The organism is Paradesulfitobacterium ferrireducens, assembly GCF_017310645.1.
Lineage (GTDB): Bacteria > Bacillota > Desulfitobacteriia > Desulfitobacteriales > Desulfitobacteriaceae > Paradesulfitobacterium > Paradesulfitobacterium ferrireducens.
Genome location: NZ_JAFLRH010000017.1, coordinates 112,194 through 133,138, shown reverse-complemented (window position 1 = coordinate 133,138; position 20,945 = coordinate 112,194). Strand labels below are relative to the sequence as shown.

The window sequence follows — 20,945 nt, the reverse complement described above, 5'->3', positions numbered from 1 at the left end:
AGTTTACGGTAAAATTCAAATCCGTGACATCTTTTTATTGAGCCATTAGCTCAGTCGGTAGAGCACCTGACTTTTAATCAGGGTGTCCCGCGTTCGAGTCGCGGATGGCTCACCACGGCCCGTTGGTCAAGCGGCCTAAGACACCGCCCTTTCACGGCGGTAACACGGGTTCGAATCCCGTACGGGTCACCAATTTCGTGGTTCGTGGTTCGATATTCGTAGTTCGAACGTCGAACGTCGAATATCGAATATCGAATATCGAATATCGATTTGCCCCGGTAGCTCAGTCGGTAGAGCAGAGGACTGAAAATCCTCGTGTCGGCGGTTCGATTCCGTCCTGGGGCACCACCTTAGGAATAACCATTAAATTTGAAAGGTACTCATTTGGTAAATAAACCCTCTTGTTTCCTCTTTAGCTTAAGAGGATCTAAGAGGGTTTATTAGTTTTACCCAAAGGGATATAAAACTCGATTTGAAACCCGGCTACGGTTTTCTGTAACTGTTCGGCCAGGTGTGAAAGAGAGGCTGCGGTTTCAGAGGATACTGCAGCTATTTTTTTCCATACTAAAAACCGGTAGTATTCCTAAGCAAAGACTTGTTGGTACCACTGAATCCGGAGTAATACCCTAACAAATTCAAAAGATGATCTAACCACTGGCTTTGGGCGTATACCAGCGGATGATGCGTACCGGCATACAACTGAACCAGTTGGACCAGCCGGGATTTTTCCTCTTCGATTTGTCGCTCTAGTTTAGTTGGGTGTAGATAAGTTTCGGGCTGCCAAAAAGCTGATTCGACAAGAACGTTTATTATTTCCGGATTAAACTGGGTGCCACGGTTACGATGAATTTCATGCAAGGCGGCATCTAATCTTAAAGGGGTGCGATAAGGTCTTCTTGATACCATGGCATCAAGTGAATCTGCCAGGGCAATGATCTGAGCTCCCAGGGGAATCTGATTTCCACTCAGACCTTCATAACCTTTACCGTCCCATCTTTCGTGGTGGTAACGGATGTTTTCGGAGAGCTTGCTTTCTCCCCTCTCTTTAACCATGGAGGCACCATTCAGGGGATGGGTCTTGATTACAGACCATTCTTCAGCGTTAAGCTTTCCCGGTTTATCAAGAATGGCGGGACTTATGTCTATTTTCCCTACATCATGCATTAAAGCACTGGCAACAGTTCTTTGTCTTAAAGAATTTTCAATTTTTAATAAAATGCAGATCCGATCCGCTAAATTAGCCACTGCTGAGCAGTGATAAAAGAGTTTGGTACGGGACCGTTCCATGGTTTTAATCAAAGTTCCCAGTGATTCCACACTCACTAATTATCCCTCCTATTAAAGTCTTTCCGAAAATCACTGGTATTCCCAATTAACATTTCCGGTTTTCAGCACCCACTTGTGGCTAAAAATTTATTCTCGTGTTAAGAAAGTTTGTCTTCGATTTCGTCATGGAATAGGATAGCTCCGTAAAAGGTGTTTGTCTCAATGCTAAGCTTTCCGGTGACACTAACGACTTTGACTCCGCTGAGCGACTCAACCTCTGCGCAGAAGCGGGGCTTTATGTTAGCAGCTATTACTTGTCTTAAACGCAAAACCTCATCAACTCCATGTGGAGTGGTAAGTAGGAATTCTTCAAGGGAAGTGAGGGATTTTACACAGGAGAAAGTGCCAACATTACGGTGTATTTTAACCCATACCTCATCCGGCCCCCTTCCGAATACTTCCCGGTGTAATTTAGTAATGAGCTTGTTTAGATCTTTTTCCAAAACAGATTTGTGCTTCACACACTTTCGCCCCCGGTGCAATACCTTATCTTATACATAAAAAAACACACCAAAATTATCCTACTGTTCAATAGGATAATTCGGCGTGTAAGTCATCCTGATAACACGAATGCAAACCCAACCGAGCCCGTGGTGGCGTGAGGAGATACCGTTACTGACAATACCTTCCCCAGAAAATAAATGATTGCTGCCGGGATTTTAAACAGTTTAACCGATTTGATAACAGCACTTAAAAAAGATACATTCGACAAGCTTGGTCAAATTCCTGTTTCAAATTATCATTTTTGCCTATATAAGCTAAGAAACAAGCTAAGAAACTTCAGCACATACTCCAATACAAACTCCAATACTATGGTTGACATAAATTAAGGGCCAGTTTATAATAAATAACGTTCTCTATAAAATGCGGATGTGGCTCAGTGGTAGAGCATCGGCTTCCCAAGCCGAGGACCGCGGGTTCGAATCCCGTCATCCGCTCCAGAAGACATTTTGAGCGCCGTAGGTTTACGGCGCTTTTTGCATCAAAAATTTTCATGGCTTAATCATTAAAAATATTACCTACCATCTTGCCAAATACCCAAAAATGTACTAAGATATTCCAGGTGGAACTTGTATACAACAGCATGAAATTATGTGGAGAGAGGTATGCAGAGGTGGAGCTGGAGTTGGATATCCTGTTAAATATGATTGAGGAGTCCAGGCGAAGGATGAATGAATCAGCCAGGGACCGGTCCCTCACAGACCCTGACGTTGTTCAGATTAGTCAGGGACTTGACCGACTGCTGAATCAGTATTATGAGATGGTATATCGAGCCGGTTAATTAAACAAGATGACGATAAAGCACCTCGGAAATAGCCGGGGTTTATTTTTTCAACTTTACTTATTGAAAAACCCATAGGACAATAGTATTATTAATTTGTTCCTCGGCATGTAAATCCAAACGAAATCTTCGTTAGGTGAGGCTCCTGCACAGATATAGGCTGCTGCCCTGCCCCATCGAAAGATGCCCAAGGGTTAACAGGTATTACCGAAATAAGGTTTTACCTAATGTAGCTGGATTATATCCAAAGCTGTGCAGTGCCAAAGCTGAACGAGTGAAGATGCGATAGGCTGCTGGTCAGCTTTATCTACCCTTTCACTCGTCGTGAAAGGGTTTTTAATTTGATTTGCACAACCGGGATTTGATGAGCCATTGAACGAGACTTCATTCAGAGACGAAAGTGTCCAGTGGACACTTTCGCCGAAAGCGCTTAGCCCTTAACTTACGCTATTGCGCTGAAGGATGGATTCACTTCCCACTGAATGTTAGTTCAGTGTTTAATTCTGAAAGACGGAGGTGGTTGGTGTGGACGGAGGCCCGTGTAGTAAGAATGAACCTAAAACTAAAGCTAAAGCAGCCGGACACGCCGGCCGCGGCCTGAATTAGCAGTACAAGCAACGATAGCTGTTAATTTAGGTTATTTAGGTGCATGACATCGCATACTAAGTAAGTCAAGTAAGAAGGGACTAATGGCTATGATGGAAATTTTAAAATCCGTAGGGGAAACGCTGGTTACCCTTGATCATTATGAAGACGGAATCTGGGTTAATCTGATTAACCCGACCGAGGAAGAAGTTCTGCGGGTGAGCAGTACCTTGAAACTGGATCCCGACTATGTGCGGGCTGCCCTTGACGAAGAAGAACGCTCCCGGATCGAGATTGATGAAGACGGTTCGACTTTGATTCTGGTGGACATCCCAATTGCGGAGTATGACGGCAGCTCTCCTTTTTATACAACCATTCCGCTGGGAATTATCATTACCGATAAAAATATTATTACGGTATGCTTAAGGGAAAATCCAATCATCAAGGATTTTTTGGATAACCGGGTCAAGACATTTTACACCTATAAAAAAACCCGCTTCATATTGCAAATTCTTTACCGCAATGCGGCTAAATACCTTCAGTATTTGAAAAGGATCGATAAAGAAAGCAGCCTGATTGAAGCCAAGCTCCATAAATCCACCAAGAATAAAGAGCTGATCCAATTACTGGAGCTTGAGAAAAGCCTGGTCTATTTTTCAACCTCCCTTAAATCCAATGAAATCGTGCTCGAAAAGATGCTGCGCACGGAGAGCATTAAGAACTACCCCGAAGATACGGAGTTACTGGAAGATGTCATTATTGAAAATAAGCAGGCCATCGAAATGGCCAAGATTTACAGCGACATTCTGACAGGGACCATGGACGCCTTTGCTTCGGTCATCTCCAATAATTTAAATATTCTTATGAAGTTTTTAGCTTCTGTAACCATCGTCATGGCTATTCCCACCATGATTGCAAGCTTCTTCGGCATGAACGTCAATGTTCCCCTGCACGATAATCCCCACGCCTTTGCAATTATTGTCGTAATTGTCATAGGGGCCTGTGTCGTAGCAGCGCTGGCTATGGCGAAGAAAAAAATGTTTTGACGCAAGATGTTTTTCACCGGGCTTTGCCATAAAACTTGTTTGCATGCTATAATCAGAGTAGTTTGAGATGGGAGGAGGGGTTTGAGTGTCCAAACACATTCAAACAGTTGTGAAAGCTAATCTGAGCGCAACCGTAAAAACCGGAGGCTGTGGGGAGTGCCAGACGTCATGCCAATCGGCGTGCAAGACTTCCTGCACTGTGGGCAACCAAGTGTGCGTAAAGTAATACGGTTTTTGTGAAAAATAACATCAGGGAGATTCAGACGGAACCCGCCTTTTAAGGATGGGTTCTCTTTCTGTTTGATTGAGAGAGAGGATAGAATGCTTAATTTAGAAATGCTTAATTTACATCAGTACAATCTCAAAAAAAATGTTCATGCTTTCAGGCAAGGGGATCTCTTTCTGGCCTATGATGTCAATTCCGGTTCGATCCATGTATTGGATGAATCTGCTTATCAAATCCTGCAGCGGATGGAAGAATTACAGGAGAGGGGTATGGCCGGCGAGGGTTTAGATAAAGACCGCCTGCGGCAGGGTGGGGATAAACAGCCGCCAGAGCTGGAGGAGATCCTTGAAGAACTGGCCGGGCTTAAGCAAGAGGGTACGCTCTTTAGTCCTGAGGCGCCGGAAAAGCCCCCGGCCTATCCGGAGAAGCCGGTGGTTAAGGCCATCTGCCTCCATGTGGCCCATGACTGCAATCTGCGCTGTGAATATTGCTTCGCCGGGACCGGTGCCTTTGGCGGAGTGCGCACCCTGATGGACTTTGAGACCGGGGCTAAGGCCATTGATTACGTTCTGGAGGCTTCAGGGCACCGCACGCATTGTGAAGTGGACTTTTTCGGCGGGGAGCCCCTGCTCAATTTCCCGGTCGTGAAAGACCTGGTGCACTATGGGCGGGAAGCGGCGGCGAAAGCCGGTAAAAGCATTAAGTTTACCCTGACCACCAATGCCGTACTCTTGGATGATGAGGTTCAGGATTTTTTAGAGGCGGAAGATATCAGCGTGGTGTTAAGCCTGGACGGGCGCCCCGAGGTTCACGACCGGATGCGCCCTTATGCCGATGGAAGCGGCAGCTATGAGGAAGTGGTTCCCGCCATTCGCCGGTTTGTCGCAAAAAGGCCGGAAAGCTCTCCCTATGCCGTCGGAACTTATTATTATGTGCGCGGTACTTATACGCACTTTAACCTGGATTTTGACCGGGACGTCCTCCACATGGCCGACCTGGGGATTGAGCGGATTTCCCTCGAGCCGGTGGTGGCTGGGCCCCAGGATGCTTACGCCTTCCGTGAGGAGGATTTGGAAAAGATTTATGCATCCTATGACCGCCTGGGGGAAGAGATTCTGGAACGCCGCCGCCGGAAACAGGATTTTAACTTTTTTCATTTTAATGTCGCTTTGGATCAGGGCCCTTGCCTGCCCAAGCGCATAAGCGGCTGCGGGGCCGGACATGAGTACGTGGCTGTTTCCCCGGAAGGAGATCTCTATCCCTGCCACCAATTTGTCGGCCAGGAGCAATATAAGCTGGGGTCATTGCACGCGGAGGATAAAGTTGCCTTGGACGCCGAATTAGTACAAGCATTCCGTTCAGCCCATATCTATGCTAAGCCAGCTTGCCGGGAGTGTTGGGCCCGCTTTGCCTGCAGCGGCGGCTGCCATGCCGCCAACACGGCCTTTACCGGGGACCTCAACCAAGTGTATACTTTAGGGTGTAAACTTCAGCAAAAACGGCTTGAAGTCGCACTTTATCTCAAGGTGAAGGAACTTCAAGGGTAGTGATTTCTGAAGGCATTCAGAATTCAGGAGTCAGAATTCAGAATACCACGGATCTAATTTCAGCTCCTTTGATAGTACCACCACGATAGCCTCCGGTGACATGAGTTTCCAATAACGATGACATCTGGGGATGATTCTGTTTCATTCGCTTAATCGCATGAGTCTGGATGACTCCTGACTCCTGAATTCTCCTTATATGAGGTGCTCATAATGAAGATGGTTCGTTCAGCCTGTCCCTTGAACTGTCCGGATAGCTGCGGTTTCTTAGTTGAAGTGAGGCCCGAGGGCCTGCGCCTGCACGGAGACGGGCAAAACCCGATTACGAAGGGCTTTGTCTGCTCCAAAGGACAAGCCTTGCTTGAACGGGTCTCTTCCCCTGACCGGCTGCGCTTTCCGCTTAAGCGTACGGGGGAAGGCTGGGCTAGAATTTCTTGGGATGAAGCTTATGATTTAGTGGCCGGGAAAATTAAGCAAACGCTTAAGAAAACCGGATCTTGGGGAATACTGCATCACTATGACTATGGGCACAACGGCGCTTTGCGCAATCTGGACCGCCGCTTTTTTCAAGCTTTGGGCGGAGTGACGGAACCGGATGGAAGTATGTGCTGGGGAGCGGGAAAGCGCGCCCAAGAACTTGATTTTGGCGCCATGTGCTTAAGTGACTGGGAAGATCTTTATCAGGCCAAAACCATTATCCTCTGGGGCAGAGATCCGGCCCTTACCAATATTCATTTAATGCCCTATCTATTGGAGGCCAAGAAAAAGGGAGCCCGTCTCCTGGTCATTAATCCGGTCAGGGTCAAGAGCGCAGAGTTTGCGGATGAGTTTATTTCAGTTCGGCCCGGTTCAGATGGGGCCCTGGCTTTGGGGCTAAGCCACATTGTCCTTAAGGAAGGCTGGCTTGACTGGGAATTTGTGCGCGCGCATGTGCATGGCCTGGAAGAGTTTGCTTTGCGCGCCAAAGAATTTCCGCCTGAGCGCACGGCCGAGCTAACGGGGATAGAGCTTAGGACTCTCACCTCGCTGGCGTATATGATCTCGCATGCCAGGCCGGTCTCATTTCTGCTTGGATTCGGACTTCAGCGCTATGAAGGAGGCGGCGGCACGGTGAGGGCCATTGACGCCCTGGCTGCGCTCACAGGCAACGTCGGGGTCTCCGGTGCCGGGGTGCAATACGGGCATCAGTACCATCGCGGCCGCCTGCGCACTCTTCTCCTGCCGCCGGAACGTTATCAGGCGCGCCTGATTCCCCATGCCCGTTTGGCAGAAGCGTTGGCCAATGCCGAGCCTCCGATTGAATTGGCCGTGGTCACCCGCTCCAACCCTTTGGTGCAGCAGCCCAATTCTGTGTTGTGGCGGGAGGTATGGCACAGGATTCCGTTTAAGGTTGTCCTGGATACGGTCATGTCCGAAACGGCGCGCCAGGCCGATCTCGTGCTTCCCGTAACTACGGTCTTTGAAGAAGAAGATTTGATTTACACCTCCTGGGGTCCTATGATCCAATACGCTCAGCCAGTGCTGAAGCCTCAAGCCGAAGCCCGGCCGGAGCCGGAGATTTTTACGGAATTAGCCCGAAGGCTGGGGCTGGAACAGGATTTTCCTTATTCAGCGCGCGAGTGGCTGGAATATATCCTTGCCCCCTTAGAGGAAACGGACGGGATAACACTTGAAAAATTGAGCCAAGGCGCGCTGCATGCTCCTTATATCCCCACGGTCGCCTGGGCTGAAAAGAAATTTTCCACTCCCAGCGGTAAAATAGAATTGGCCAGCGAGCAGGCCTTAGCAGAGGCCGGGGACGCGGTGGCAGCCTTTGTCCCTGCCGGCCGGCGCCAGGATGCGCGTGAATTCCCTTGGTATCTGGTCACTCCGCATCCGGCTAAGGGGCTGCATTCCCAGTTTCAGGACGAAAACGGCTTTACCCTCTATATTCATCCTGAATTGGCTGAGAAACGTGGGTTGCGTTCCGGCGACTGGGCAGTAGTGGAGACCAAGGCGGGGCAGCTTAAGGCGCTGGTGACCGTATCGGAGGCTATTCACCCGGAAACCGTGGTTGTACCCGAAGGGGCTACCGCTGAAGGGTTTGGGGTAAATCAGCTGATTGAATCGGAGTTGTCTGATTTGGGTAAGAGCACCTCTTATTACGACATTCGCTGTGAAATTCGCAAATGGCGCTTAGATTAGGGTGAAAATTGGAGGGATGGTTTTGAAACGCAGGCACCGCTTGGGAGCCATAATTATCGTTGGCGTAATTACTCTAAGTATGGTGGGGCTTCCTGTTTTCAGCTATTTCTACGGGGGAGGAACTCCACAGGCTACTCCTTCGGCGGCGAATACCTATGACCCGGCCCAGGAGTTTGCGGACCTCAAAAGCCGGGCTCAAGCTTTAACGGAAGCGGCCAAGTCTAATCCGGACAATCTTGAACTCCAGACTCAGCTGGGCAATACCTATTATGATCTGGGGACGGCGGCTTTCGACTTGGCGCCGGCTGATGCCAAGGGATATCTGGAACAGGCGATTGCTGCCTACCAAGCGGCTCTTAAAGGGAAAAAAGATATTAGCATCACGGTGGATATGGCGACTGCCGCTTTTTATGCCGGGAACAATGAGCTGGCTGAATCCGGTTTTCAAGCGGCCTTAAGCGAGAACCCCAATTTCTATCCGGCTTTGGTAAATTACGGCAGGTTCCTCTATGATGCCAAAAAAGACTACGCCACAGCGATGCGAGTGTGGCAGCAGGCCCTGAACAACAGCCCGTCGGATCAGAACAAACAAATGCTCCAGAGCTTGATCGCGGCCGCCCAGGGGGAACTGCAGGCTTCTTTGAACGGAAAATGAGGTTTTGAGGAGGAGAAATCCACTTGCATTTTGCAACGTTGGCTAGCGGAAGTTCGGGCAATGCCATTTTAGTCGGGGAAGGCAAACGCAGTTTGCTGGTCGATTCGGGCATCAGCATGAAGAGCCTGCTACATAACCTGGAATTGCTGAAGGTGGCGCCGGCTGAGATCGAAGGGATTATCGTCACTCACGAACATAATGACCATATTAAAGGGGTCGGCGCTTTGGCCCGCAAATTAAAAATCCCGGTCTATACCTCTCCGGCTATTTGGCAGGAAATGGAGCAGTCTGTCGGAAAATTGGCGGATAATCAACGCGTAGCTGTAAACACTAAGTTTAACTGCGCCGGTTTAGCTATCGAAATGTTTGCTACGTCTCATGACAGCCGGGAAAGCTATGGTCTGCGCATTGAACGCCGCCGGCCTGATCAAAAGGTGCTGGCTTTGGGAATTGCCACGGACAGCGGCACGATTACCGAAGAGATGCATCGCTCATTAAAAGGATGTGATGCCTTGATTGTGGAAGCCAATCACGATGAAGACAGGCTGTGGCACGGGTCTTATCCCTGGTATCTGAAGAAAAGAATCAGCGGCATTTTCGGACACTTGGACAACCGGCAGCTGGCCGAAGGGCTTCTGGAATGGATTGAAGACAATACCCAAAGAGTGGTTTTGGCTCATTTAAGCGAGGAAAATAATACGCCTGAGCTTGCTCTTTCGACCGTGGTTCAGGCCTTGCGCACATCCCGCTCTATCCGAAAGAATAAGGACCTGCGCTTGCGGGTGGCCCCCCGTTATACACCTCACGAATTAATTCTACTGCGCGAAAACTAAAGAGGAGGAAAACCGGTCATGAGCTATTATGACAATTCCAATTACTCAAATTACCACAACGGACGGAAACCGCGTTCCTTTCCGCTGATTGTGGTCGCGCTCATTAGTGCGCTTATAGGCGGGCTGATCGGCGGCTCTTTGGCCCAAAACCTTTATAGCCGCCAGCAGGGCGCCAACCCGCAGCAAACGGTAGTTTTGGGACAAAGCGGTGCTCCGCCTGTAAGTGTTAACCCCAATTCAGCCAGCTTTCCGGTAGTGGAGATTGCCAAAGCAGTAGGCCCGGCAGTCGTAGGTATCGCCAACTTTCAGACCCAAGGAGGCTTTTTCGGCGGGTCGGGACTGGCCGAAGCGGGCAGCGGGTCAGGTTTTATCGTGGATGCCAAAAACGGGTATATTGTCACCAATAACCACGTGATCGAAAAGGCGGAAAAGGTTGTCGTCAGTTTAGCCGACGGGCGCAATCTGAATGCCAAAATCATCGGCGCCGATGCACGCACAGACTTAGCCGTGGTCAAGATTGATGATACCAAGAATCTGACGGCCGTACATCTCGGGGATTCGACCAAGCTCCAGGTGGGGGAACCGGTGGTGGCAATCGGGAACCCGGGAGGACAGGAATTTGCCCGCTCGGTCACGACCGGAGTGGTTTCAGCCACTAATCGCTTCTTAATGCTTCAGGGAGAATCCAGCTTTAACCTAATTCAGACCGATGCTGCAATTAACCCCGGCAACAGCGGAGGGCCTTTGGTTAACTCCCAGGGGCAGGTCATCGGGATTAACTCCGCTAAGAATCAGGAACCCGGGTTCGAAGGGATGGGTTTCGCCATTCCTATTTCCGATGCCATGCCCACAGTCCAACAGTTGATAGCCAAAGGATATGCCAGCCACCCTGGACTCCTGGTTCAGATCGATGACCGCTACACGGTTGAGTACGCCTCGCAGAGAGGGTGGCCGGCCGGAGCTTTGGTGGCCCAGGTTTCCTTAGGCGGACCAGCCGACAAAGCGGGGATTAAAGCCGGGGATGTGCTGACAAAGATCAATGGAATTGAAATCAGCAATTCTCTGGAACTGACTCACGAATTGTTTAAGTATAAACCGGGCGATACGATTACCGTGACTTATTTCCGGCAGGGCACAAGCAAGGACGTGAAAGTTGTGCTCGGAGAGCTTAAATCCTAGTTATGCTTCAAATAAAAATCGTGACTGTGGGTAAAGTCCGCGAAAAATATTTGCAGGAGGGGATCAGGGAATACTTAAAGCGCCTTGGTCCCTTTACCCGTCTGGAGATGCTCGAAGTCCCGGATGAACCCTGCCCGGAGCGCTTATCCATTGCTGAAGAAGAGCGGGTTAAAGCCCAGGAGGGGGAGCGGATTTTACGGGCGATCTCCCCCCAAGAATATGTGATCCTATTGGATCTTGAGGGCAAGCAGCTGGACTCGCCCGGTGTTACGCACATGCTGGAAGAGCTGGCGTTAAGTGGGCGCTCAAACGTGGCTTTTATTATCGGCGGGTCATTAGGGGTATCTTCATCAGTTAGAGAACGATGCGACCTGCGCTGGTCCTTTTCCAAGCTAACCTTTCCCCATCAGCTGATGAGGCTGGTTTTGCTGGAGCAGCTTTACCGGGCGTTTAAGATTAGCCGGGGGGAACCGTATCATAAGTAGCGTATCCAATCCGCAACTTCATGCCCAAACGCATTCCAAATTGTATAAAAAAATTAAATGTGAATACATAATACATGGCCAAATACAGTTTACTTTCCTTCTTGTTTTTTGCTTTAATGGTAAGGTAAAATACTTTTTATCTGCAGCAAAGGATCAAACAAAGACAGAAGAAAACAGCGAACGGAAACGGAAGGAAGGTGGGCTTGATGGCAGTCGAAATGAAGTTGCCACCGGTACTGGAAATCATACGCGGCAATATTGTGAAGCATGGCAACCCCCTGGCCCTCAAGGGCTCAGAGATCTCCTCCTGGGCCAAGGCCTTGAATTTACCGGCGAGGGGGGAAATGCTCTTTTACACAGGAGGAGAGTATCAGCTGTTGCCCTTTATTGATTCCCTCGTGAAAACCATGACCTATGTCGACCAGGGGAGCAAAGGGTTTTCCCTGATGATGGGCGCGCGCAACCTTTTGAATAAAGCCGGGATCAGTGCGGAAAAAATGTATGCATCCGTGCTGGCCAAAGATAAAGATAGATACAATGCGGTCTCCTATAAAGCGGCCGTTATCCTGCAAAAATTAGGGTATGATCTTTGCTATGGCGGGGAGCAAGAACTTTACAGCGGGGCCTTGCTGTATGAGCTCGGGTACTGGCAGGATCTTCAGGAGTACGCGCCCCGGGTGGCCAACGTCATCAAACAGAGCGGAGCCAAAACCATTGTCTGCCTGTCTCCCCATGCGGCTGAAGTTTTTAAATTTATTTATCCTAAAATTTTAGGAGATTTCAAATACGAGGTTAAAACTTTTGTTGAATTGGTTTGGGAACAAAGGCACAAACTTCCAGCCGCTTCCTTCAATAAACCGGTAGTGATTCATGATTCCTGCCGTTTAGCCCGTGAGCTGAACATTGAACAAGAGTTAAGAGATATTTTAAGTTCTGTAGGCGCGGAAATCCGGGAACCGGAGTGCAAAGGCAAGTGGACCACCTGCTGCGGCGGCCCGAGCAAGCTTTTATTCCCGGAAGTCTCCCATACCATTGCCGGGCGCCGGGTAGCCGAGCTGGAGCAAACAGAGGCCGAAGTAATACTCACAGCCTGCCCCTATTGTCTCTCCGCTCTGGAAGGAGCTCAGGAAAAAGGCAGCCAGACAGGGATCGAGGATTTGATTGAGTTCCTCTATAGGGGGGTAAAATGATGAAAATCGATTTGCAAAAAGAATTTAATGATTATACCCAGAATCTAAATAAAGCCAGCAAGGACCAACATATTAACACGGCCATTACCCGAGCGGTGAAAGCCTACCGGAGCACGGTTGCGGAGAGCTTGGAAAGATTCCCTCATACCCCCGAAATGGCCGCAGAAGTGCGTGAAATCAAGACCCAGGCCATGGCCAATAATTCTGAGCTGCTGGCCCAGGCCATGGCTTCCGTGGAGCGCAATAAAGGAAAGGCCTTCTACGCCAGGGACCGGCAGCAGGCCTTGGAAATTGCCGCCGGGATCATCGGAACCGGGAAAACTGTGGTCAAAGGCAAGAGCATGCTGGGGGAAGAGCTGCACCTGCGCGAGTACCTGGAAGAGAAGGGCAATGAAGTATGGGAGACGGATTTAGGGGAATTCATCCTCCAGCTGAAGAAAGACCGCCCTATGCACATTCTCTCCCCGGCGATTCATGTGCCCCGGGAGCAGGTGGCCGAGATCTTCTCCAAGTTCTTTAATAAGGACGTTCCTCCGGAAATCGCAGAGGAAGTCGGTGTGGTCAGGGAATTCCTGCGCGAGAAATACTTCAGCGCCCATGTGGGGATCAGCGGCGCCAATGTCGTGGCCGCAGATACCGGAGCCATGGTCATTATCGAGAACGAGGGCAATGTCAGGCTGGCCAGCGGCGCTCCCCCTGTGCATATTGTGATGGTGGGGATTGAAAAGATCGTGCCTACGTTCCAGGAAGCGATGAAAACGGCGGAAGTGACCTGGCGCTATGCCCAATACGGGGTCCCCGGGTATGTGAACATTGTCAGCGGTCCCAGCAAGACCGGTGACATTGAAAAAGTGACCACTTATGGGGCCCACGGTCCCAAGGAATTTTATGTGATCTTTGTGGACAACGGGCGCAGCGAGATGGCCAAGGATGAAAAGTTCAGCCAAGCTTTGCATTGCCTGCGCTGTGGTGGCTGTATGTATGAATGTCCGGTGTTCCAAGTAACAGCCGGGCATTTCGGGCACACCTACCTGAGTGGGATCGGTGCCGTCTGGACTGCCTTTGTCTCCGGAGGATTGGAAAAAGCAGCCCCGCTGGTCTATACCTGTCTGCGCTGTGGGCGCTGCATGGAAAGATGCCCAATGCAGATTAATGTGCCCGCGATGATCGGAGAACTGAGGAACCGGATTGTTAACGGGGCGGCCCAAGGAGAGGAGCCCCTTCCTCAAGTAGCCCACAGTTAAGTTGGATAATCAAGAGCCGAGCTTGTCAAAGCAAAAAGCGGATGAAGTTAAAAAGGGAAAAGATTTGGTTTTAAGCGTGCCAGCGGGCACGCTTTTTTTTATGTGCGAGAGGCAGTCGCTTTTTATGCGACGGCTGTCAATATAGCCAAGGAACTGGAGAACCAAGGAGCGGCGGTGAACCAGGTCGCCCTTACCACAGGCCTCAGTCAGGCCGATGCTCTCTCGATCGCTCCGGTTGCCGCCGGAAAAGGGATGCCAATCCTGCTCACAGCACCTGGGCAGTTGCCGGCAGTCGTTCAGGAGTATTTGGCAGCAAAACGGGCGACGGTCAACAAGAGCTATGTCATCGGGGGAATAGGGGCGGTAAGTGAAACGGCAGCCGTTGCCATGCCGGGATCGGTCACCCGGCTTGATTGTCGGCATGTTTACCAAACTGAACAAAGGTTTTTCCGAGTTTACAAACTACGTCACCCGTTCCCAAGATATCGTTGTGCAAGAGGATAATGATACGTTTTTACCCAAATTGGGCATTCCAGGCAAAATTCTCTTTACGCCCGGGCACACGGAGGACAGCATTTCTCTGGTTGTGGAGGAGATTGCTAATCACGCTAGGTAAGCCGTATGCCTTAGTAGGGTACACGTACGGTTTGATGAGGGGAAAACATGAAAGTGGTTCCCCTACTCTATATGCAGTGAGAGCGCTCTGTTAGAGCGCTCTCATGTTTTCCGGACGCAATAATTCCGTCCGGTTATGCTTTAGAATGTCCTCGATCGTGTGCAGGAGTTGTTCCTTCTCCTCGGGCAGGTGAGCCTTAAGGGGGAGGTAGTTGGAAGCGTGATTGCTGCGGAAAGTACAGTCAGTTAGTTCAAGGCTTTGCACGAGGGCGTGAATTTCAATCAGAGATTCAAGCGGGTTTAAGAGGGTTAAGGCTCCTTCTTTGACCGTGCGGGCGATTGGAGCTTCCGGTTCCACCATGAGGGTTAAGGGTGCGAGAAAGTCGGGGTTGATCGCATTGATCACCTTGGCGGTTTCGCGCGCATGCTCCTCGGACAATTCCTTCCCTCCAAGCCCGACAATCACCGTGCAGGATAGGGTGAGACCGCTGGTCTTAACTTTTTGTCCGGCAGCGGCCATCTGCGCAGGAGCCACTCCTTTATGCACACTTTTAAGAATGCGTTCACTCCCACTTTCCACTCCTAAATAGACAATGCTTAGGCCATGCGCTTTAAGCTCAGCCAGTTCGTCCGGGGTTTTGGCCAGGATATCTTTTGCTCCGCTATAAATTCCGACTCGCTTAAGCCGCGGAAAATTCGCATGCAAGCGATCGAGCACGGAAATCAGGAGCGCGGTATCCACGGTGAGGGCATCCCCATCTGCTAGGAAAATGCGCTCTGCAGTCGGATGGTACTCCTTGGCCCAGGCAATGATGTCGGAAATTTCCTGCTCACTCTTCACTCGAAAGCGTTTGTTCTTATACACGCTGCAAAAGGTGCAGGCATTATGGCGGCAGCCGACCGTAATTTGCAAAATGAGGCTGAATGCCTCACTCGGCGGACGGTAAATTGCTCCTTCGTATAACATCGACGGTTACCCCCTGGATCAATCCATTCAAACCCTTAGTCGATTGAATATTGAAGATATAACCTAATATTACCACACGGACAATATACGCGTAAGTCCCTAAAAACTCTCTGCTCCTTCGCGGCAAGCTGCCTTGCTTTATTTTTCCGTTGCCGAACACGGATAAATTACTGGTTCCTCAGCCAAACTAAGGAAGAAAAATTCTCAGTGAGGTGAGGGTATGAAATTGCGTATCAGGCCTGTGGGTCTTGCCATCATCGGAGTGGTCTTAACTTTAATGCTCGGCGCAGTGGCATATGCGGCCCTGGGTGACCATGTTTTGGGCAGGGGAGCCAGAGGTCCGGAAGTGAGCGAACTTCAGCAAAAGCTGGCGCGGCTGGGGTATGTCGTAGGCCCGATCGACGGCAAATATGGGCCCAAGACCCAGGCGGCGGTCACAAGATTTCAGAAGGAGCGGGGTCTCCGGGTAGATGGGGTTGCCGGTCCCCAAACGATTAATGAACTCAAACTTCTTAGCGGGGAAAGTACCACTGCCTCAGGGAAACCAGTGGGGTACAAAAACAGCGATGTTAATTTATTGGCCCGGCTTGTCAATGCCGAGGCCCGGGGGGAGCCGTACAAGGGCCAGGTGGCGGTAGCGGCAGTGGTGCTCAACCGCATTAAAAGCTCTGAGTTTCCCAACACCATCGCGGATATTGTCTACCAACCGGGGGCATTTTCCAGTGTTAGCGACGGCCAGATAAACCTAGCCCCCGGGTCGTCAGCCATCAGGGCGGCAAGGGAAGCCATGAGCGGGGTGGATCCTTCTTACGGCGCTTTATTCTTCTTTAACCCGGCCAAGACATCCAACAGATTTATTTGGTCCCGTCCGCAAATCATCAAAATCGGAAACCATATCTTCACACGTTAGGGGGAAAAGAAATGCGTAGAAACTTTTGGCTGGGTGCGTTGGGTGTAGCTTTAGTCCTCTCTCTGGCCTGGGGATACAATGAATACCGTCAAGCGGAGAACCTCCGCTTAAGCACGGAAAACCAGTATCGCCGGGCCTTCACGGATCTGTCCAGTCACCTGGACCAGCTTGAGACTGACTTAGCAAAAGGCCAGGTTGCTACTGCACCCAATCAAAGAATTCTCTATTTAACTCAGGTTTGGGGACACAGTGAGTCTGCCATGAAAGATTTGGCCCAGCTCCCGGCGGAGCAGGTCGGGATTAGCTATGTCGACCAGTTTCTTAACCAGATCAGTGATTTAGGCCGGACGTTGGCCCAAAGGGTGGCGGGGGGCGGCCAGGTAGCCCCTGCTGAGGAAAATATATTAAGGGATATCCATGATCGGGTAGCCTCAGTTAACCGGAAAGTAGATGAGATTTCAACCCTTATGGACTCAGACCAGACGGCCTGGCTGAGTAAGTCTCCGACTCTGCGCCAACGCTTGGGATTCGGAAAGGCCCAAGTAGCGGAAGCTGCAGCCGAAGGCCAGGAAGGGCCGCCTCAGTCTGTACGCGGGGGTCTGGAACAATTGGATGCCAGTCTCCAAAAACTCCCTCCTTTTAGTTATTCCGGAGAGTTCTCCACCAAATTCGTCGATAAACCGCTCGGACTTCCTGCCGGTGAGATCAGCCGTGAGCAATCCCAGGCAGTCGCCAGAGATTTCCTGGCTAAGATCGGATATGGGACCGATAACCTGGAATTCACCGGGGAAACCCAGGGTCCTTTTGCCGGATTCCAGTGGAAGCAAGGGGATGCTTCCCTTGAAGTGAGCAAGCGCGGAGGAGCAGTGACCCTTTACCGCGACCAGCGCGAGCTCCAAGTGCGCACCCTGTCCCCTGAAGATGCCAAGAATAAGGCGGTTGCGGCTTTGAAAGCCTTGGGCTGGAATACGATGGTCCTGACCTCCAGCGAGGATTTTGGGTCATACCTGCAATTAGAAGCTATCAATGAACAGGACGGAATTCGGATCTATCCGGACAAAATCCGCCTGATGGTAGGCCTGGACAGTGGGAAGCTGGTGGGGTTTGATGCCACGCCTTATTATGCCTACCATACCAGCCGTACTATAAGCAAGGCCAAAGCTTTGCCCTTAGATAAGGCCAAAAGCAAACTGCGTCCGGATTTTCAGGTGACGGAAAGCAGGCTGGCCCTCATTCCCAAAATGGGGAATCAAGAAGTGTTTTCCTGGGAATTCAGAGGAAAATACAAGGGAGAAGAATACTTGCTCTATCTCAATGCCTTGAACGGCAATGAAGAAAAAATCCAGCGCATCATCAAGACCCCGCGCGGTGAGTATCTGCAGTAAGATGCATATAAGAGGGGTTATGCTGGTAACACTAATCAAGTGAGAGGAAGATAAGCCTTCCTCTCACTCATATTTTTCTTTAGCATGCAGAGAACTAAGGCAAGCTCCCTTGCAGAGTGAACCGTTTGAGCAGAGGAGCGTCGTGAGCGCAGTCGACGAAGCGTAAAGCCGCGTCACGGGACTAGTCCACGGATGGACTGATGCCGCGAGTGCCAGGACGGCACAGGAGCGGCGCACTTCAGGTATTACCCAAAGGTTTGGCGCGGTAGCGGAGTCGACAAGCTCATCCTTCGGCGAACAGCTTCACGCTGTTCGAGCATCCGGCGCGTGGTACGATTGCCTCCAGTGACATGAATCTCCGGTGGAGATTCATGCCGAGGGCGATTCCACAGATAATACTCACCGCCCGAGGATGATAATCGCCGAAGCCGCAAACCACAGAGATTGCTTTTGCGGCGAAGGATGCGGGCAAGGGAGCTTGCCGACTTTTTTCAGGATGCTGTATTAGTTAGAGGATTTTCCCCTCTCAATGAAGAAATATCGTTTGCAGAGAAAGATTGAACATCAGAATAGGAGAAGAGCTGTGCAGAGTAAGGCCCTGATCACCGTTGAAGGGAGACAGAATTTCCCGGATGGGGATGAGCATGCCCTGGAGTTTGTGACGGTTGGCACCTATCACCGGCGCAAAGAGGCATATTATTTGGTTTACCGGGAGTCGGAGATTACCGGCATGGAGGGAGTGACCACTTCCTTAAAAGTTCGGGGTCAACGGGTGACCTTGAACCGCGTGGGGCCGGTTAAACTGAAACAAGAATTTGAACACGGGGTATTGCACCGGAGTACCTATATTACTCCTTATGGAGAGTTGTGGCTCAGTATCTTGACCGCAAGTGTGGAAATCGACTTGACAGCCCAGGGAGGACATATTAGTCTAAAATATGACCTGTTTGTTGATGATGAACTGGTAAGTCATAATTCGTTAAGGATTAGGATTAAGGGGGAGCCTCCCGGATGAGTATTTATGAGCAAATCAAAGAACGGATTATTCAAAACCTTAGTGAAGCAGCTGCCAAAGCGAAAGACCGGGGAGAGCTTAACTTTGAGAGCTTGCCCCCATTTGTGTTGGAAGAGCCGCGGGAGCGGCAGCATGGCGATCTGGCCACAAATTTGGCCATGCTTTTAACAAAACAAGCCAAACGCCCTCCCCGTGAACTGGCGGAAATCATTCTCCGGAATCTGAGTACGGAGGGAACCTGGATTGAACGTTCGGAAATTGCCGGCCCGGGTTTTATCAACTTCCGCTTAAACCGCCGCTGGTTAAGCCTTGTGATTCCCGAAGTACTGGCCCAAGGCTCGGACTATGGCAGGGTTAATCTGGGGCGGGGGCAGAAAGTACAAGTGGAATTCGTGAGCGCCAATCCCACCGGGCTTTTACATATGGGCAATGCCCGGGGTGCAGCTCTGGGAGACAGCTTGGCCTCTCTTTTGGCCATGGCCGGATATGAGGTTCTGCGCGAATTCTATATTAATGACGCCGGCAACCAGATTCAGAATTTCGCCCTATCCCTGGAAGCCCGCTATCTCCAGCTTCTGGGCCAGGATATTCCCTTTCCTGAAGGAGGATATCATGGGGAAGATCTGATTGATACCGTGAAAGGGCTCATTGCCAAAGTGGGAGAGAAATATCTCAATGTGGAGCCGGAGCTTAGGCGGGAGTTCCTGGTGCGTTACGCCCTGGATGAAAAGCTCAAGTCGATCCGGGAAACGCTGGAAGAGTTCGGGGTTAAATACGATGTCTGGTTCAGCGAGCAGTCCCTCCATGATTCAGGAGCAGTCAAGGGGACGATGGAGGAACTGGAGAAGCGCGGGTACATCTATGAAAAAGAAGGAGCCTTGTGGCTGAAGTCGACGGAATTCGGAGATGAGAAAGACGAAGTGGTGGTGCGCAGCAATGGCATACCCACCTATTTTGCGGCAGACATTGCTTACCACCGCAATAAATTTGAACGCGGTTTTGAACAGGTTATTAATATCTGGGGTGCAGACCATCACGGTCATGTGGCCCGCATGAAAGGTGCGATGTCGGCCTTCGGATATAATCCGGATTCCTTGCACATCATCTTGATGCAGTTGGTGCGCCTGATTCAAAATGGGGAAATCGTGCGCATGTCGAAACGCTCCGGCCAGTATATCACCCTGCGGGAGTTAATGGATGAGGTCGGAAAAGATGCGGCCCGCTTCTTCTTTATCATGCGTGACCCTGATTCCACGGTGGAATTTGACCTCGATTTGGCGAAATCCCAGTCCTCGGATAATCCGGTGTATTATGTTCAATACGCGCACGCCCGTTTGTGCAGTATCTTGCGCCAGGCAGAGGAGACCGGAATGCTGGCTGCAGGACAGCCTTCGACGGAAGAGCTGGAGCAGTTAACCAGTGCCGAAGAGGGAGAACTGTTGAAAAAGATTGCGGAACTGCCGGGGGAAATCGCCCTGGCGGCACGCTTGATGGAGCCCCACCGTCTGGCCCGCTATGTGCTGGATTTGGCTTCCCTTTTCCATACCTTTTACAACAGCCAAAGGGTACTGGTTGAGGATGAAGGGTTGCGCCGGGCGCGGCTGGCGTTAGTACGCTCGACCAAACAAGTGTTAGCCAATGTCCTGGCAGTGCTGGGGGTGAATGCTCCTGAAAGGATGTAAAGGCAGCAGGAAATATTTGCAACTAGCTAGAATATAGTAATATTTATAATGAGGAAGGCGGTGGTAGACATTGTCTCAATCGTACAGCCAAAAACCGAAAACATCCGAAGTTGACATTGTGTTTGAAATTCTCCAGACGCAAGGCCGGCCTCAGCACTATTATCAGCTGGTGGAAGAAGTGCTTAACCGTCTGGGCCTTCCCCAGGAGCCCCAGCGGATTGCTGCCGTACTCACGCAGATAAACCTGGATTCCCGCTTTGCTTATGTCGGTCAAGGGGAGTGGGGCCTTAAAGCCTGGGTTCCGCAGCGTGGTTCCCGGCGTTTGCCCTCTCTGACAGTGAGCCACAAAGTGGATGACGACCATGATGATGATATGGACAAAAGACTGGCATTGGATGAGAAAGAGCTTAAGCTGGCGGATCCCTCCATCGATGAAGAACTCGATGATATGGAACTGAATCTGGACGATGATGAACTGTTGGATTTGGATGAAGAATTTGATGAAGAGTTTGATGAAGAAGGGCCCGAAGATGCCGAGGAAACCAGGGAGGATAACTGGGAGTAGCTTGACATTGCCCATGAAGCTGGCTAG

The 20,945-nt window shown here is 50.5% G+C and carries 20 protein-coding genes, 4 tRNA genes and 1 riboswitch; of the genes, 21 read left to right on the top strand and 3 right to left on the bottom strand.

The genetic code is table 11. From position 1 onward, the window contains the following. The first annotated feature begins 39 nt into the window (after positions 1 to 39). From J0X21_RS05855 to J0X21_RS05845, 3 genes are all read left to right on the top strand, one after another. Positions 40 to 115, top strand: a tRNA-Lys gene (locus J0X21_RS05855). A gap of 1 nt (position 116) precedes the next feature. Next, positions 117 to 192, top strand: a tRNA-Glu gene (locus J0X21_RS05850). 80 nt (positions 193 to 272) lie between these two features. Next, a tRNA-Phe gene (locus tag J0X21_RS05845) sits at positions 273 to 348 on the top strand. A gap of 216 nt (positions 349 to 564) precedes the next feature. On the opposite strand, the gene J0X21_RS05840 is transcribed toward J0X21_RS05845, so the two are convergent. Both J0X21_RS05840 and J0X21_RS05835 read right to left on the bottom strand, forming a co-directional pair. Further along, positions 565 to 1,323 (bottom strand): HD domain-containing phosphohydrolase, encoded by a 759-nt coding sequence (locus tag J0X21_RS05840; protein ID WP_206811255.1) that lies wholly within the window; start codon positions 1,321 to 1,323, stop codon positions 565 to 567. A gap of 101 nt (positions 1,324 to 1,424) precedes the next feature. After that, positions 1,425 to 1,787, bottom strand: coding sequence for a Na-translocating system protein MpsC family protein (locus J0X21_RS05835; RefSeq protein WP_206811254.1), 363 nt, complete (start codon positions 1,785 to 1,787; stop codon positions 1,425 to 1,427). Between the two features lie 405 nt (positions 1,788 to 2,192). On the opposite strand from J0X21_RS05835, the gene J0X21_RS05830 reads away from it, so the two are divergent. From J0X21_RS05830 to J0X21_RS05770, 13 genes are all read left to right on the top strand, one after another. Beyond that, positions 2,193 to 2,267 (top strand) — tRNA-Gly (locus J0X21_RS05830). Positions 2,268 to 2,440: 173 nt separating this feature from the next. Further along, complete coding sequence (locus tag J0X21_RS05825; protein WP_328812361.1) at positions 2,441 to 2,608, top strand: aspartyl-phosphate phosphatase Spo0E family protein; 168 nt, start codon at positions 2,441 to 2,443, stop codon at positions 2,606 to 2,608. Positions 2,609 to 2,729: 121 nt separating this feature from the next. After that, positions 2,730 to 2,894: riboswitch (M-box (ykoK) riboswitch) on the top strand. Between the two features lie 409 nt (positions 2,895 to 3,303). Then, positions 3,304 to 4,239, top strand: coding sequence for a magnesium transporter CorA family protein (locus J0X21_RS05820; RefSeq protein WP_206811252.1), 936 nt, complete (start codon positions 3,304 to 3,306; stop codon positions 4,237 to 4,239). Positions 4,240 to 4,324: 85 nt separating this feature from the next. Then, a complete protein-coding gene (scfA, locus tag J0X21_RS05815; RefSeq protein ID WP_206811251.1) occupies positions 4,325 to 4,465 on the top strand; it encodes a six-cysteine ranthipeptide SCIFF in 141 nt (46 codons plus the stop codon). 95 nt (positions 4,466 to 4,560) lie between these two features. After that, complete coding sequence (scfB, locus tag J0X21_RS05810) at positions 4,561 to 6,012, top strand: thioether cross-link-forming SCIFF peptide maturase (protein WP_206811250.1); 1,452 nt, start codon at positions 4,561 to 4,563, stop codon at positions 6,010 to 6,012. A 210-nt stretch (positions 6,013 to 6,222) separates the two neighbouring features. Then, on the top strand, positions 6,223 to 8,193 hold the full coding sequence (locus J0X21_RS05805) for a molybdopterin-containing oxidoreductase family protein (RefSeq protein WP_206811249.1): 1,971 nt from the start codon (positions 6,223 to 6,225) through the stop codon (positions 8,191 to 8,193). 22 nt (positions 8,194 to 8,215) lie between these two features. After that, positions 8,216 to 8,848 carry a tetratricopeptide repeat protein gene (locus tag J0X21_RS05800; protein ID WP_206811248.1) on the top strand — a complete coding sequence of 211 codons (633 nt, stop codon included), beginning with the start codon at positions 8,216 to 8,218 and terminating at the stop codon, positions 8,846 to 8,848. 23 nt (positions 8,849 to 8,871) lie between these two features. Continuing rightward, positions 8,872 to 9,681 (top strand): MBL fold metallo-hydrolase, encoded by an 810-nt coding sequence (locus J0X21_RS05795; RefSeq protein ID WP_206811247.1) that lies wholly within the window; start codon positions 8,872 to 8,874, stop codon positions 9,679 to 9,681. An 18-nt stretch (positions 9,682 to 9,699) separates the two neighbouring features. Continuing rightward, positions 9,700 to 10,860 (top strand): S1C family serine protease, encoded by a 1,161-nt coding sequence (locus J0X21_RS05790; RefSeq protein WP_206811246.1) that lies wholly within the window; start codon positions 9,700 to 9,702, stop codon positions 10,858 to 10,860. A 2-nt stretch (positions 10,861 to 10,862) separates the two neighbouring features. Next, the gene (gene rlmH, locus J0X21_RS05785) at positions 10,863 to 11,345 is read left to right on the top strand and encodes a 23S rRNA (pseudouridine(1915)-N(3))-methyltransferase RlmH (RefSeq protein WP_206811245.1); all 483 of its coding nucleotides are present in this window, start codon (positions 10,863 to 10,865) and stop codon (positions 11,343 to 11,345) included. A 206-nt stretch (positions 11,346 to 11,551) separates the two neighbouring features. Then, on the top strand, positions 11,552 to 12,535 hold the full coding sequence (locus J0X21_RS05780; RefSeq protein ID WP_206811244.1) for a (Fe-S)-binding protein: 984 nt from the start codon (positions 11,552 to 11,554) through the stop codon (positions 12,533 to 12,535). Next, positions 12,535 to 13,779, top strand: a complete 1,245-nt coding sequence (locus tag J0X21_RS05775) for an LUD domain-containing protein (RefSeq protein ID WP_206811243.1) — start codon at positions 12,535 to 12,537, stop codon at positions 13,777 to 13,779. The genes J0X21_RS05780 and J0X21_RS05775 overlap by 1 nt, the downstream gene beginning before the upstream one ends. A 102-nt stretch (positions 13,780 to 13,881) precedes the next feature. After that, entirely contained in the window at positions 13,882 to 14,283 is a 402-nt protein-coding gene (locus tag J0X21_RS05770; RefSeq protein ID WP_206811242.1) for a cell wall-binding repeat-containing protein, read from the top strand. 202 nt (positions 14,284 to 14,485) lie between these two features. Here J0X21_RS05770 and J0X21_RS05765 read toward each other — a convergent pair whose 3' ends face one another. Next, entirely contained in the window at positions 14,486 to 15,361 is an 876-nt protein-coding gene (locus J0X21_RS05765; protein WP_206811241.1) for a radical SAM protein, read from the bottom strand. Positions 15,362 to 15,581: 220 nt separating this feature from the next. Here J0X21_RS05765 and sleB point away from each other — a divergent pair, with 220 nt between their 5' ends. The 5 genes from sleB (at position 15,582) to rpoE (ending at position 20,918) form a co-directional block, all read left to right on the top strand. Further along, on the top strand, positions 15,582 to 16,271 hold the full coding sequence (gene sleB / locus J0X21_RS05760) for a spore cortex-lytic enzyme (RefSeq protein ID WP_206811240.1): 690 nt from the start codon (positions 15,582 to 15,584) through the stop codon (positions 16,269 to 16,271). Between the two features lie 11 nt (positions 16,272 to 16,282). After that, positions 16,283 to 17,656, top strand: coding sequence for a PepSY1/2 domain-containing protein (locus J0X21_RS05755; RefSeq protein WP_206811239.1), 1,374 nt, complete (start codon positions 16,283 to 16,285; stop codon positions 17,654 to 17,656). A 583-nt stretch (positions 17,657 to 18,239) separates the two neighbouring features. Then, positions 18,240 to 18,671 (top strand): DUF1934 domain-containing protein, encoded by a 432-nt coding sequence (locus J0X21_RS05750; protein WP_328812357.1) that lies wholly within the window; start codon positions 18,240 to 18,242, stop codon positions 18,669 to 18,671. Then, a complete protein-coding gene (gene argS, locus J0X21_RS05745; RefSeq protein WP_206811237.1) occupies positions 18,668 to 20,353 on the top strand; it encodes an arginine--tRNA ligase in 1,686 nt (561 codons plus the stop codon). Before J0X21_RS05750 ends, argS begins: the two co-directional genes overlap by 4 nt. A 70-nt stretch (positions 20,354 to 20,423) precedes the next feature. Next, positions 20,424 to 20,918 carry a DNA-directed RNA polymerase subunit delta gene (gene rpoE / locus J0X21_RS05740; protein ID WP_206811236.1) on the top strand — a complete coding sequence of 165 codons (495 nt, stop codon included), beginning with the start codon at positions 20,424 to 20,426 and terminating at the stop codon, positions 20,916 to 20,918. Positions 20,919 to 20,945: the final 27 nt, after the last annotated feature.

Excerpts from the sequence above, each read along its gene's own strand:
- rlmH (WP_206811245.1), top strand. The coding sequence starts at position 10,863 with ATGCTTCAAATAAAAATCGTGACTGTGGGTAAAGTCCGCGAAAAATAT.
- scfB (WP_206811250.1), top strand. The coding sequence starts at position 4,561 with ATGCTTAATTTAGAAATGCTTAATTTACATCAGTACAATCTCAAAAAA.
- J0X21_RS05755 (WP_206811239.1), top strand. The coding sequence starts at position 16,283 with ATGCGTAGAAACTTTTGGCTGGGTGCGTTGGGTGTAGCTTTAGTCCTC.
- J0X21_RS05820 (WP_206811252.1), top strand. The coding sequence starts at position 3,304 with ATGATGGAAATTTTAAAATCCGTAGGGGAAACGCTGGTTACCCTTGAT.
- J0X21_RS05765 (WP_206811241.1), bottom strand. The coding sequence starts at position 15,361 with ATGTTATACGAAGGAGCAATTTACCGTCCGCCGAGTGAGGCATTCAGC.
- argS (WP_206811237.1), top strand. The coding sequence starts at position 18,668 with ATGAGTATTTATGAGCAAATCAAAGAACGGATTATTCAAAACCTTAGT.
- J0X21_RS05805 (WP_206811249.1), top strand. The coding sequence starts at position 6,223 with ATGAAGATGGTTCGTTCAGCCTGTCCCTTGAACTGTCCGGATAGCTGC.
- sleB (WP_206811240.1), top strand. The coding sequence starts at position 15,582 with ATGAAATTGCGTATCAGGCCTGTGGGTCTTGCCATCATCGGAGTGGTC.
- J0X21_RS05780 (WP_206811244.1), top strand. The coding sequence starts at position 11,552 with ATGGCAGTCGAAATGAAGTTGCCACCGGTACTGGAAATCATACGCGGC.
- J0X21_RS05775 (WP_206811243.1), top strand. The coding sequence starts at position 12,535 with ATGAAAATCGATTTGCAAAAAGAATTTAATGATTATACCCAGAATCTA.
- J0X21_RS05790 (WP_206811246.1), top strand. The coding sequence starts at position 9,700 with ATGAGCTATTATGACAATTCCAATTACTCAAATTACCACAACGGACGG.